The organism is Paraconexibacter algicola (assembly GCF_003044185.1).
Taxonomy (GTDB): domain Bacteria; phylum Actinomycetota; class Thermoleophilia; order Solirubrobacterales; family Solirubrobacteraceae; genus Paraconexibacter; species Paraconexibacter algicola.
This window is the reverse complement of sequence record NZ_PYYB01000001.1, coordinates 671,513-684,100: the sequence shown is the minus strand read 5'-3', so window position 1 is coordinate 684,100 and position 12,588 is coordinate 671,513. Positions and strand designations below refer to the sequence as shown.

12 protein-coding genes are annotated in these 12,588 nt (G+C 75.1%); 4 read left to right on the top strand and 8 right to left on the bottom strand.

Annotation, left to right across the window (positions count from 1 at the left end; all coding sequences use genetic code 11):
• Positions 1–92: 92 nt before the first annotated feature.
• From C7Y72_RS03230 to C7Y72_RS03210, 5 genes are all read right to left on the bottom strand, one after another.
• A complete protein-coding gene (locus C7Y72_RS03230) occupies positions 93–1,730 on the bottom strand; it encodes a hypothetical protein (protein WP_107567165.1) in 1,638 nt (545 codons plus the stop codon).
• A 117-nt stretch (positions 1,731–1,847) separates the two neighbouring features.
• Positions 1,848–2,468 (bottom strand): hypothetical protein, encoded by a 621-nt coding sequence (locus tag C7Y72_RS03225; RefSeq protein WP_107567164.1) that lies wholly within the window; start codon positions 2,466–2,468, stop codon positions 1,848–1,850.
• 27 nt (positions 2,469–2,495) lie between these two features.
• On the bottom strand, positions 2,496–3,377 hold the full coding sequence (locus tag C7Y72_RS03220; protein ID WP_233243703.1) for an alpha/beta hydrolase: 882 nt from the start codon (positions 3,375–3,377) through the stop codon (positions 2,496–2,498).
• Positions 3,374–4,492: an aminopeptidase gene (locus C7Y72_RS03215; RefSeq protein WP_199223842.1), complete on the bottom strand. Its 1,119-nt coding sequence runs from the start codon at positions 4,490–4,492 to the stop codon at positions 3,374–3,376. Before C7Y72_RS03215 ends, C7Y72_RS03220 begins: the two co-directional genes overlap by 4 nt.
• Positions 4,489–5,649 (bottom strand): pyridoxal-phosphate-dependent aminotransferase family protein, encoded by a 1,161-nt coding sequence (locus tag C7Y72_RS03210; protein ID WP_107567163.1) that lies wholly within the window; start codon positions 5,647–5,649, stop codon positions 4,489–4,491. The genes C7Y72_RS03215 and C7Y72_RS03210 overlap by 4 nt, the downstream gene beginning before the upstream one ends.
• A 96-nt stretch (positions 5,650–5,745) precedes the next feature.
• Between C7Y72_RS03210 and C7Y72_RS03205 the strand changes: the two genes are divergently transcribed.
• The gene (locus tag C7Y72_RS03205; protein ID WP_107567162.1) at positions 5,746–7,464 is read left to right on the top strand and encodes a phytoene desaturase family protein; all 1,719 of its coding nucleotides are present in this window, start codon (positions 5,746–5,748) and stop codon (positions 7,462–7,464) included.
• Positions 7,465–7,473: 9 nt separating this feature from the next.
• Positions 7,474–8,664, top strand: coding sequence for a helix-turn-helix domain-containing protein (locus C7Y72_RS03200; RefSeq protein WP_107567161.1), 1,191 nt, complete (start codon positions 7,474–7,476; stop codon positions 8,662–8,664).
• A gap of 12 nt (positions 8,665–8,676) precedes the next feature.
• Here C7Y72_RS03200 and C7Y72_RS03195 read toward each other — a convergent pair whose 3' ends face one another.
• Both C7Y72_RS03195 and C7Y72_RS03190 read right to left on the bottom strand, forming a co-directional pair.
• Positions 8,677–9,099, bottom strand: coding sequence for a hypothetical protein (locus C7Y72_RS03195; RefSeq protein ID WP_107567160.1), 423 nt, complete (start codon positions 9,097–9,099; stop codon positions 8,677–8,679).
• Positions 9,099–10,289 (bottom strand): ester cyclase, encoded by a 1,191-nt coding sequence (locus C7Y72_RS03190; RefSeq protein ID WP_107567159.1) that lies wholly within the window; start codon positions 10,287–10,289, stop codon positions 9,099–9,101. Before C7Y72_RS03190 ends, C7Y72_RS03195 begins: the two co-directional genes overlap by 1 nt.
• A gap of 23 nt (positions 10,290–10,312) precedes the next feature.
• Here C7Y72_RS03190 and C7Y72_RS03185 point away from each other — a divergent pair, with 23 nt between their 5' ends.
• Together C7Y72_RS03185 and metF are read left to right on the top strand one after the other, a co-directional pair.
• Positions 10,313–11,332, top strand: coding sequence for an MBL fold metallo-hydrolase (locus tag C7Y72_RS03185; RefSeq protein WP_107567158.1), 1,020 nt, complete (start codon positions 10,313–10,315; stop codon positions 11,330–11,332).
• A gap of 27 nt (positions 11,333–11,359) precedes the next feature.
• Positions 11,360–12,286: a methylenetetrahydrofolate reductase [NAD(P)H] gene (gene metF / locus C7Y72_RS03180; protein WP_107567157.1), complete on the top strand. Its 927-nt coding sequence runs from the start codon at positions 11,360–11,362 to the stop codon at positions 12,284–12,286.
• Positions 12,287–12,296: 10 nt separating this feature from the next.
• Here the strand turns inward: metF and C7Y72_RS03175 are convergent, their stop codons facing one another.
• Positions 12,297–12,584: a hypothetical protein gene (locus C7Y72_RS03175; protein ID WP_107567156.1), complete on the bottom strand. Its 288-nt coding sequence runs from the start codon at positions 12,582–12,584 to the stop codon at positions 12,297–12,299.
• Between the last annotated feature and the right edge of the window lie 4 nt (positions 12,585–12,588).

The following is a 12,588-nucleotide window of genomic DNA, read 5'->3' as shown; positions in this document are numbered from 1 at the left end:
ACTGCACCGCACCCTACTCGCGCGCACGGCGCAGATCGTGAACCTCGCGCGACGGTCCCCCGGGTCGGCCCGGGGGACCGTCGCGCTTCCCTCTAGGAGAGGTCGACGGCGCGCGGCAGCGTGAACGTCGGGAACGTCTTGGCGTTCCCCGCGGTCTTGCGCACGCGCGTCCCGAGCCGGTACACGGCGGCCAGCTGCCCCTCGGGGGCGGGCACGGTCACGCGGAAGCTGCCGTCCGAGCGGGGCTTCACGCGCGCGACGACCGCCATCTTCTTGCAGGACACCCGGCGCGTGACGGTGATCGTCGCGGCCGGACGTGCGAGCGGGCGGGTGACGCGGCCGGCGATCGTGACCTTGCCGTCGCGGACGGAGACCCCGCTGACGACCATCCGCCGCTCGAGCTTGAGGTCGAGGGACTTCTCGCGTCCGACGACCGCCTGGTAGCGCGCGCGGTTGCCGGAGCGCACGCTCCGGGAGGGCAGCGGCGCGGTCGCGCGGAAGCTGCCGTCGGGGGCGATCCGCACCCGCGCCACGGTCCGGCCGGTGGCGAGGAAGCGGATCGACACGGTCTTCCCGGCGAGCGCCCGGTCGGCCGCGCCGATGAGCGAGACGCGGTCGCCGCGCGCGATGACGTCCTCGAGCACGAGCCGCCGCGTGGTGCACTGCAGCGCGAGGTCGGTGGTGGTCGGCGGGGTGACCGCCGGGGCGGGCGGGGTGCAGTCGGCGCCCGCGGTGTTCACGCGCGCCTCGCCGATCGTCACGTCGGCGATCGCCTGGTTCAGCACGCTGATCTGGACGCGCAGCGCCTGCTGGGTGAGGACGCCGTCCTCCGCGCTGCGGCCGCCGGCGGTGATCTTCACGTTGGCGACGGTGGCGGGCACCTCGATGTTCGGGAGCGCGTCGAGCAGCGACTGGATCAGCGGCCGCAGCGCGGTGTTCACGAGCCCGCTGACGAGCGGGGTCCCGGTGAGCGTGTCGAGCGTGGCGGTGGGCAGGAGCGCCAGCGGGTCGAGCCGCGACGGGTCGATCGAGGCGGTGTCGATGAGGTTCAGCGTGTCCTGCAGCGCGGAGTCGACGACGACCGGCTGTCCGAGGACCTTCAGCCCGGTGACCGAGGAGGTCGAGAACGGGACGGCCTTCCCGTCGGTGCAGCGGGCGCCCGCGTAGGCGAGCACGGCGTCGGCGGAGACGATGCTGTCGGGCAGCCCGCCGTCGGGGAGCAGCTGGGCCAGCGCGGGCCGCAGGTCCAGCGAGAGGTTCGGGACGCCGAGCAGCGACGCGACGGGCGCGAGCAGGCCGTTCAGCGGCACGAGCAGCGGCTGCACGGAGTCCAGGACGGTGTCGACCGGCAGCTGCAGCGGCAGGCCGAGCGCCCCGATCTTCACGTCGGCGAGGCCGCCGATGGCGAGCGCGGTGCGCAGGTCGGGGCGGTCGGCGGGACCGCCGGAGATCGTGCGGGCGACGACCGCGGACGCGGCGAGCGGCGCGGGCAGCACCCCGGTGAGGCCGCCGGTGGCGTTCTGGCAGGACGCCTGGCCGCGGTTGGCGGAGGCGGGCTCCAGCGACGCGGTGCCCAGGACGACGCCGCGCAGCGCGCTGGCGTCGCAGTTGAACGGGTTCGTGGCGGCCTGCGCGCCGGCCGGGGCGGCGGCGGCGAGTCCGGCGCTCGCGACGAGCGCGAGGGCGAGACGACGGCTGGGGTGATGTCGATGGGCCGTGGGACGGGCCATTGCAGTGCCTCCATGACTGCCGGGTTTCGGAGCTGCCAACCCCGCGACGGGCGGGAGGTTCCGGCGCGGTGGACGGCCCTGGACGGATATCGGCAGGCGGGTCCCCGGCCTGAAGGGCTATCCGTCCAGCAGGTCGGTGATCCGGCGGCCCTGGCGTCGGCGCTCGAGCGCGACGGGCAGCGCGCCGTCGCCGGTCGGCGCCGCTCCCGGGGCGGGCTCGCCGGTGCGCCGGTCCAGCCCGGAGCGCCGGTCGTCCGCGGCGCGCGGTCCGGGGATCCAGAGGATCGCCTCGGGACGGGCGGGGTCGCGCTGCGCGCGGCTGACCGACGCGCGGCGCTCCCAGGCGGGCGCCTCGGTCGCGGGGGCGGGGAGGCCGAAGAGGCCGCGCAGCTCGCGGTCGACGCGGGGGCTGAGCACGCCGTGCTCGGGCAGCCGCGGCCCACGGTCGATCTGCCGGCCGGGGTAGGGGCACCACACCCGGCCGCCACCGGCGACCGCGCCCTGCACGGGCACGGCGCACAGCCCGCCGCTGCGCCCGCGCCGACGGACGAGGAAGAAGCGGTTGTGCCCGTCGTGGCGGGAGACGAGGATCGCGGCGATCGTGCCGATCCGGCGTCCCTCGACGTCGTCGATCCGTGCGCCGGCGAGCGCGTGCACGTCGTCGTCGTGGCGGACGGCGCGCATGCCCGGCGGGAAGCCGTACATGCGCCCGCCGGGGCCGTACATGGTCTCGCTCATCCGTGGCGTCCCATCCGCCACGGGATTCTAGTGCAACAGTGACCGCTGTCGCAGGAACGCGATCTGGGCGGCGGCGAGCCGCGCGGGCTCCTCGCCGACGAACGGATCGAAGTGGTCGTGGTCGTAGCGGTGCAGCTCGGCGTGCGGCGCGCGCCGGGCGAGCGCCTCGATCCCGGCCGCGGGGGCGCTGACGTCGCGCTCGCCGAGCGCGATCCACACCGGCACGCGGATCCGTGCCGCGGTGATCCACGGGGCGTGCAGCGCGACCGTGGCGAACAGCCCGGGCGAGATCTCGTTGCGCCAGGGCGAGCCCGCCGGGACGGCGCGGGCGAAGCCGTCGGCCTCGCCGGGGAGCGTCATCGCGGCGCGGGAGCCGGGCTGGGCGGTCACCGGGATCGTCGTGTGGCGGCCGGCGAGGTCGGCGAGCGCGCGCGGCAGCAGCCAGGCGATGTCGGCCGGGCCGGCGCTCAGCACCCGGCGGGGGCCGTCGACGAACGGGCAGACGAGGAGCCCGGCCGCGAGGCCGTGGTCGCGCTGCAGGAGCTTCGTGACGTGCCCGCCGGAGAAGCTGAAGCCCCAGGCGACGACGCGCGCGGGGTCGACGTCGTCACGGCCGCGCACGTAGGCGAGCGCGTTGCGCCAGTCCTCGAGCTGCTCGCCGGCCCGGAACCGTTGGCGGGGCGTGCCGCCGCTGTCGCCGAGGAAGCGGTGGTCGAAGACGAGCACGCCGGCGCCCGCGTCGCTGAGCGCCTGCGCGTAGGCGGGCAGCCCGTCGTGGCGGGTCATGCTGAAGCCGTTGGCCATCACGACGCAGGTACCGCGCTCCCCGTCGGCGCGGCCGGCGGCGGGGTACCACCAGGCGGCGATCCGCTCGCCGCCGCTGGTGAACCAGACGTCCTGGCGAGTCACAGCACGAACTTCCCGTTCTCCTGGAAGACCTCGCCGTCGGCGGTGAGGCGGCCGCCTCCGCGCAGGTCGCAGATGAGGTCCCAGTGCAGCGCGCTGCGGTTCTTTCCGCCGGTCTCGTCGTAGCTGCGTCCGAGCGCACAGTGCACGGTGCCGCCGATCTTCTCGTCGAAGAGGATGACGCCGACGGGGCGGTTGATCCCGAAGTTCGTGCCGATGCCGAGCTCGCCCAGGCGGCGGGCGCCGTCGTCGGTCGCGAGCGCCTGCTGGAGGTACGCGTCGCCGACGTCGGCGCGGGCCTTGACGACCTCGCCGTCGCGGAACTCGAGCTCGACGCCGGACACCTCGACCCCGGCGGGGGACGACGGCACGTCGAAGCGGATGTGCCCGGTGGCGCTGCGCTCGTGCGGGCCGGTGAAGACCTCGCCGGAGGGCATGTTGCGCTTGCCGTCGGAGTTCACCCAGCCGCGCCCCTTGACCTTGAGCCGCAGGTCGGTGCCCGGTGCCTCGATCCGGATCTCGCTCGCCGGCGCGACGCGCCGGATGAGCTGGTCCTGGAAGTGCCCGAGCTCGTTCCAGGCCGCCACCGGTCCGGCGGGCCGGTCGAGGAACAGCGCGCCGCGCACGAACGTCGCGAACTCGGTGAGGCTCATGCCGGCGCCCGCGGCCAGCGACGCGGTCGGCCACAGGCTCGTGCACCAGCGCTTCTTCATCGTCGCCTCGGAGACGGGCCCGCGGGCGCGGCGGGCGCGCATGAGCTTCTGCGGGTCGAGGCCCTGGAGAGCGTGCACGTCGTCGGGGGCCTGGATCGCCACGGTCGCGTCGAGCTTCTTCGCCTCGGTGAGGGTCAGCTGCGGGAAGTCGTCGAGCTGCCAGTCGGCGGCGTGCTCGTAGTACCCGCGGGTCTGTCCCGGGAGCTCGACGCGCAGCAGCGGCCAGCCCTCACGCTGCAGGATCGCGCGCTGCAGCTCCAGCAGCAGCGGGGCGGCGAGCGTCGTCGAGCGGACGGTGACCTGCTGGTGGGGCTCGACCTCCAGGCAGTAGCCCGCGATGAGGTCGGCGAACGCGGCCGGGTCGACGATCCCGGCGACCGTCGCGGTGTCCTCCTCGTGGCTCACGCGGCCGCCCAGCCCGCCGCGAGCGCATCGAGCGCGGGGGCGGCCTCGCGCCCGAGCAGCGTCGCGAGCGCGGTGACGAGCCGCTCCTGTGGCTCGGGGTTCGCGCCGACGCCCATGACCCCGACGCGCCAGAGCCGGCCGGCGAGCGGGCCGAGGCCACCGGAGATCTCGATGCCGTGGTCCTGCAGCAGCGCGCCGCGGACGGCCGCCTCGTCGACGTCCGGCGGGGGCGTGACCGCGAGCAGCGGGTGGAGCTGCTCGCCCTCGGGCGCCAGGCGCGGCAGCCCGAGCACCGCGAGCGCGTCGCGCAGCGCGGCGTGCGCGGTGGCGTGCCGGTCCCAGCGCGCCTGCAGCCCCTCGTCGTGGACGAGCTCGAGCGCCTCGTGCAGCGCGTAGACGCTGTTGATCGGGGCGGTGTGGTGGTAGGCGCGCGCGCCGCCCGCGGCGCCGCCGTCGCGCCAGTAGCCGAGCACCAGCGAGAGGTCGAAGTACCAGGAGCGCGAGCCGCCGTCGACGCGCTGCATCGCCCGGTCGCCGAGCGTGAACGGCGCGAGGCCGGGGGGCGCGTTGAGGCACTTCTGGCTGCCGCTGAACGCCGCGTCGACGCCGCTCGCGTCGAGGTCGAGCGGGTGCCCGGTGAACGAGGTCACGCAGTCCAGGAGGAACAGGGCGTCGTGCTCGCGGCAGGCGTCGGCGATGCCGTCGAGGGGCTGCGCGACGCCCGTGGACGTCTCGCCGTGGACGACGAACGCCGCGGCGGTGTCGCCCGCGTGGATCGCGGTGACGAGCTCCTGCGGGTCGATCGCCCGGCCCCACTCGGCGTCCACCCGCACGACGTGCGCGCCCTGCCGGCCGAGCGCCTCGGCCATCCGCTGCCCGAACAGGCCGTGGATGCCGCAGACGACGCGGTCCCCGGGCTGCACGAGGTTGGCGACCATGAGGTCCATGCCGCCGCTGCCGGTCGCGCTGACCGGGAACGCGACGCGGTTCGCGGTCCGGAACGCGGTGCGCAGGCCGTCGGCGACCTCGTCCATGAGGGCGCCGAACGCCGGGTCGAGGTGCCCGATCGTCGGCCGGGCGAGGGCGTCGAGGATCTGCTGCGGGACGGGCGACGGGCCGGAGCCGAGCAGCAGGCGATCAGGGACGGTGACGGGCATGGCGCAACCCTACGGGGCCGCGTTGTCCGGGGCGGAGCCTGTGGCGCTCCCAACCCGCCCTTGCGGTCGCCGCGGCGCCGCGGGGAGCATGCGGGCATGAGCTCCTCCGTCCCCCGCCACGACGTGATCGTCGTCGGCTCCGGTCTCGGTGGCCTGACGACGGCGGCGTGCCTCGCCGCGTGCGGCCGCTCGGTCCTCGTCCTCGAGCAGCACGAGATGCTCGGCGGCTGCTCGCAGGTGTTCCGCCGCCGCAAGGCCTGGGAGTTCGACGTCGGCGTGCACTACGTCGGTGGCTGCGTCCCGGGGTCCGACGGCCTCATCCCGACGGTCCTGCGCGGTCTCGGGGTGGAGGACCGGATCGCCTGGTCGCGGATGGACGACGCGGGGATGGACACGGTCCAGCTGCCCGAGCACGCGTTCCGGGTGCCGACCTCGTGGGAGGGCCTGGCCGACAACCTCGCCGCCGCGTTCCCGGCGGACGCCGACGGGCTGCGCCGCTGCGTCGCGTACCTGCGCCTGATCGGGGAGGGGTTCGACCGCATCAACGACGTGCCGCACGCCGTCGGCGCGATGCTGCCGCTCGCGCGCCGCCCGCTCGAGCTCGCGCAGATCGTGCGCGGCCTCGAACAGCCGATCACCGCGCTGTTCGCCCGCAACGGGCTGAGCCCGCAGGCGTCGGCGGCGCTGGTGTCGCTCGTGCACCTGCACAACACGCCGCCGGACCGCACGCCCGCCCTGCTCGTCGCCGCGCTGCTGCGCCACTACTTCAAGGCGGGGGCGTTCTTCCCGACGCAGGGCGGCCAGGTGCTCGCCGCGAACCTCACGGAGGTGATCCGCAGCCACGGCGGCGCGGTCCGGACGAAGGCGCGCGTGCGGTCGATCGACGTCGTCGCCGGTCGCGTGACGGGGGTGACGCTCGACGAGGGGGAGCGGATCGCCGCGGACGTCGTCGTCAGCAACGCCGACGCGCACCGCACGTTCCTGGACCTCGTGGGCCCGGAGCACCTGAAGGCCCGGACGGTGCGGCGGATCCGGCGGTTCGAGCGACCGCACTCGATCTTCTCGCTGTACCTCGCGGCCGACATCGACCTGTCGGCGACGCGGCCGGCGACGAACTACGTCCTGCACCGCCGCTACGACCAGCAGACGACCTTCGACCTCATGGACCGTGGCCGGTGGGACCCGGACGGCTGGCTGGCGATCAGCTCCCCGACGCTCAAGACCGGCGGCGTGCGGCACTTCGGCACGCCGGGCCACTCGTCGATCGAGGCGTTCACGACGGTCCCGGACGATCCGGCGTTCTGGGGCGGCGGCGATCCGTACGCGGGCGAGGACTACGAGGACCGGCCCGCCTACCAGGAGCGCAAGGCCGAGGTCGAGGCGGTGATGCTCGAGCGCACGCTGGAGGCCCTGCCGGAGCTGCGCGGGCACGTGGTCTGGCAGGAGTCCGCGACGCCGCAGACGCACGAGCGGTACACGCTCTCGCGGATGCCGTACGGGCCGCTGAACAGCAAGGAGCAGATCGGGCCGGGGCGGCGGCTGCCGGTCCGCACCGAGATCGACGGGCTGTACCTGGCGGGTGCGTCGACCGTGTTCCTGTACGGGATCGCGTTCACGATGCGCGGCGGCGTCGGCACGGCCTCGGCGATCGTCGGCCGCGACCTGATGGCGGCGTTCCACGGCGGCGAGGTGATCGCGGACCGCGCGGCGCTGCCCGACCACGGCCCCGACTGGGACCCGTTCTTCGTCTGCCGCCGGCATGCCGTCAAGCGGGGCCGCGCCCGCCGTGACGGGGAGGTCGTGTCCGCCGCATAGCATCGGCCGATGGGCGAGGACCTCGACGACGCGGCGCTGCGCGCCTTCGCGCTCGCCGCGCTCCCCGACCTCGAGGCGCTCACCGACGCGGTGTCCGCCGCGATCCTCGACCGCCAGCCCGAGCTGGCGGGCCCGGACGGCGCGCTGCGGGAGCTCGTGCGCTCCACCTCGCGGGCGAACGTGCAGGCGATCGTCACGACCCTGGCGGGCGGCATGCCGGCCGACGGACTCGACGTGCCCGAGGGCGCGCTGGAGCTGCTGGACCGGCTCGCCGCGCAGGAGGACGCGCTGCCGGTGATGCTGCGCGCCTACCGGCTCGGGGCGGCCGCGCTGCTGCTGCTGTGGCTCGACCGGATCGCCGCGAGCGGGGCCGACGCGGCGACCCATCACCGGCTGGCCCGCGCCTCGGCGGACCACCTGGCCCGGTACGTCGACCGGATCAGCGAGCTGATCGTGCGGCGCTGGTCGGCGATCGCCGCGGAGGCGGCGGTGTCCGGACGGCGGCGAGAGGCGCTGCTGCGCGCCCTGCTCGCCGGGGAGCCCGCGGACCCCGCGCTGCTCGACCACCCGCTCGACCGCGCGCAGGTCGTCGTCGCGGTCCGCGCGCCGACGGGCGGCCCGGCGGCGGCGGTCGGACGGGTCGCCGCGGCGCTCGCGGACCCGCCGCGGATGGGGCTCGACCTCGTCGACGGCGCGCACGTCAGCTGGTTCGCCGTGGGGACGGACGCGCGCCGGGCGGCGGCGACCGCGCTCGCCGCCGTACCGGCCGGGACCTGGTGCGTGGTCGCGACCGTCCGTCCCGGCGTCGGGGAGCTGGTGGGCGGTGCCCGTGACGCGCTGGTCGCGCTGCGCGCCCTGGAGCGGATCCATCCGGGCGGCGCCGCGGTCGCCTACCCGGACGTGGCGGTGCTCGCCGCGCTCCTGGCCGACGAGGACGCGGCGCGCCGCCTGGTCGCCACGGTCCTCGGGGAGGAGCTGGGCGCCGCGACGCCGCGGGCCGTGCGGCTGCGCGAGACGCTGCGGGCGTACTTCGACGCGGGGGAGCGCAAGACGGGCGCGGCGGCGCTGCTCGGGGTGCACGAGAAGACCGTCAGCCACCGGCTCGCGCAGGCGCAGGAGGCGCTCGGCGCGCCGCTGGCGCAGCGCCGGACCGACCTGGTGACCGCGCTGCTGATCGACCGCGCGCTCGCGGCCTCGTAGGGCGCCCGCCGCTCAGGGCGCCGGGACGTCCGGCAGGTGCTCGGCGAGGTGCTGGCGCAGGCCGTCGCGGATCGCGTGGCGCTCGTCGCGGGTGGCGACGCGCAGGCGTCGCAGCAGGTCCTTCTGCCCGCTCGTGGCGACGCCGGCGACCTCCCAGCGGACGACGAGCCGCTCGAACAGGAACTCGACGGCGCGCGCCCAGCGGTCCTCCTGGGTGGCGGCGGCGGTGGAGCGGAAGCCCTTGAGCAGCTGGTCGTACTCGCTGCGGGTGCCGGGGGACATGCCGAGCCGCAGCGTCAGGACGCCGTGCTCGCCGATCGTCCGGGTGACCTCGGGCTCGGCGTCGAGGTCGAGGTCGAGGTCGATCCCGAGGTCGGCGAACGAGGACGGTCCGTCGTCGGCGGGGCCGCCGCGGCGGCGCGAGCGCTTGCCCATCAGGTCGTCTCCGCCGCACGCAGGAGCTGGGACTCCACGTCGCCGCTGATGCCCTCGGCGTGGCCCGGCCACGCGGCCGCGGGCCGGAGCGCGGCGAGCTTGCGGATCGAGGCGCGCGCCTGCTCGTGGTCGAGGTTGAACGCGCGCAGGGGCACGCGCGGCGCGCCGTGCTGCCCGGTCTCGGGATTGGCGGTGTAGAAGACGTCGCTGCTGAGCGCGAGCCGGTCGGAGGACCGCCAGAGAGCGATGAGCCCGTCGGCGTGCCCGGGGCAGTGGACGACCTCGAAGCCCGCGACCGCGTCGCCCTCCTGGACGGTCCCGGCGATCTCGACGGGGCCGCCGTCCCACGTCTTCAGCAGGTGCGGGTACAGCCATCGCGCCGGCGGCTTCAGCAGCGAGAGGTCGAACCCCGAGAAGCCGCCGTCGCCCTGCGCGATGGCGACGTCGTCGGGGTGGCAGAGCACGGGGACGCGCAGGCCGGGCGCGGCGCCGCGGTGGTCCTGATGGCCGTGCCCGAGGACGACCTGCTTGATGCCGCCGAGCGCGGCGCCGGCCCGCGCGACCGCGGCGGTCATCGCGCGGATGCCGGCGTCGAAGACGACGATCCGGCCGTCGGCGGGGTCGCGCACGAGGTAGACGTTCATCGACCGCGGGACGCCGCCGCGCACGAGCCACACGCCGTCGGCGATCTCCTCCGGGCGGCTGCCGGCCAGGCGGCGGGTCGCGCGGGTCCGCGCGTTGGCCGCGGCGGCGAGCCGTCCGTAGGCGGGGGTGCCGGGCTCGGGCAGCAGGCCGATCTGCCGCGCGAACGTCATGCCGTCGGTGTACGCGTTGTTCTCAACGATCAGCCCGTCGCGGACCTGCAGCTCGTCGATCCCCTCGAGCCTGATGCGCGCGCCGGTGGCGGCGATCCCCTGGTAGGCCTGACCGGTGAACGTGCCGGTCGCGACCCAGCGCACGGCGACGCGCTCGCGCTGCACGGTCTTGGCGACGACCTCGAACCGCAGGTCGGGCACGGCGGCGAGCAGCCCGCCGAGGAAGGCGCGGACGCCCTCGGGGGCGACGGTGTCCACCTGTCCGCGGACGTGCTCGCGTCCGCCCGGCGCCCAGAGCGCGACGGCGGCCTCGAGATCGTGTCGGGCGATCGCGTCGAAGTACGCGTCGGCGACCTTCGTCGGGGTGGCGGCCATCGCGAAATCCTAGACTCCCGGCGGTGTCCTCCCCCTCCCACAAGCGCGAGGTGGGGCGTGGCGAGCGCGTCATGCCCGGCGTCTGGCGTCTGCGTCTGCCCCTGCCGTGGCCCGGTGTGCCGCACGTCAACGCCTGGGCGGTCGCCCGCGGTGACGGGATCGTGCTGTTCGACTGCGGCATGCACGAGCCGGGGTCGCTGGCGCACCTGGAGCGCGCGCTCGCGCAGGTGAACCTGCGGCTGGAGCACGTGCGCCTGCTGGTCTGCACGCACGCGCACTCCGACCACTACGGGCAGGCCGCCGCGATCATGGCGCGCAGCGGCTGCGAGCTGTGGATGCACCCGGCGGTGGAGCACATGACCGCCAACGCGTCGGATCCGGACGCGGCGATCGAGCGCCGGATCGAGGTGGCGTTGCAGTCCGGGGTGCCGGAGGCGCCGCTGCGCACGTACGCGGCGGAGGCGAAGACGCGCGGCTACGGGATCGAGGAGGTCGTGGTGGCGGACCGCGACCTGGTCCCGGGCGTGGTGGTGGAGACCGACCTGGGGCCCTGGACCGTCCACGAGACGCCCGGGCACGCGCCCTCGCACGTGTGCCTGCACCAGCGCGACCGGCGGCTGCTGATCAGCGGCGACCACCTGCTCGGCCGGGTGTCGCTCTACTACGACTACGGCTACTCGCCGGACCCGGTCGGGGAGTTCCTGTCCTCGCTGGACGTCGTCGAGCGGCTCGACGCGCGCCTGTGCCTGCCGGGGCACGGCCGGACGTTCACCGACGTCCAGGCGCACATCGACGCCAACCGCGAGCTCGTGCACGAGCGGCTGGACCGGGTGCAGCTCGTGCTCTCCGAGCACGGGCCGATCACGGCGTTCGACGCGCTGCCGCGCGTGTACGGGGACGCGACGAGCGCGCTCAACGCGGCGTGGCGGATGACGGAGACGCTGTCGTACCTGACGCACCTCGAGGCGCTCGGCCGGGCGGCGCGGGTCGCGGGCGAGCAGGGCGCTCCGGAGCGGTGGGAGGTCGCCCCTACCCAACCTTGACACGACCGTGTTAAGGTTCGCCGCGAGATGAGGATCGACGAGCTTCTCGCCCGCAACGGCGACCCCACGTTCTCCTTCGAGTTCTTCCCGCCGAAGACCGAGGCGGGGGAGGAGAACCTCTACGCGGCGCTGCGCGAGCTGCAGCCGCTGGAGCCCGCGTACGTCAGCGTCACCTACGGCGCCGGCGGCAGCACCCGCGAGAAGACGATCGAGATCGTCTCCACGATCAAGGAGAAGTTCGGCCTCGAGGCGATGGCGCACTTCACCTGCGTCAACGCCACGACCGACGACCTGCGCGGCGCGCTGGACCAGCTGCGCGACGCGGGCGTCGAGAACGTCCTGGCCCTGCGCGGCGACCCGCCCGCGGGCGAGACGCGCTGGACGAAGACCGACGGCGGCCTCGAGTACTCGCGCGAGCTCGTCGAGCTGCTCGCCGCGGAGTACCCGGAGTTCGCGATCGCCGGTGCGGCCTTCCCGGAGACGCACATCGACGCCGTCTCGCCCGAGGCCGACCTCGAGTACCTCAAGCAGAAGGTCGACGCGGGCGCGACGTTCCTCGTCACCCAGCTGTTCTTCGAGAACCGCTTCTACTTCGACTTCGTCGAGCGCGCCCGCGCGGCCGGGATCACCGTCCCGATCATCGCCGGGATCATGCCGATCACGAACGTCGAGGGCATCAAGCGGATGACGACGCTGTCGGGCTGCGCGCTCCCCGCGGGCCTCGAGCAGGCGCTGGACGCCCGCCGCGAGAACCCGGAGGCGGTCGCCGAGCTCGGCGTCTCCTACGCGACGCTGCAGTGCGCCGACCTGCTCGCCGGCGGCTGCCCCGGCATTCACTTCTACACGCTCAACCGCTCGCCCGCGACGCGCGCGATCCTCAGTGCCCTGAAGCTCTGGCGCCCGTGGGAGCGCGCGACCGGCCTCGCCGTGCCGCCGGAGAAGGCGACCGCCTGAGGCGCCCGGGTCACGGCCCGAGCTCGATCTCCAGGCCCTCCGCGACCAGCGGTCGGCCGTCGAGCTCGTACTGCACGTCCACCGAGTCGTCCTGGCGATAGGTCCCGACGCCCCACGCGCCGAGGAACCAGCGCCAGCCGCTCACCCGGTCCTTGCGCAGCTCGCGCCCGGGGAAGACCAGGAACCCGTCCTCGACGAGATAGTCCTCGCCCTCCCGCTGCGGCACGCCGCTGACGAACACCCGGAACGGCGGTCGCACCTGCGGCGGGAGGCGGACGATCGAGCGCGGGCCCGGCATCCCC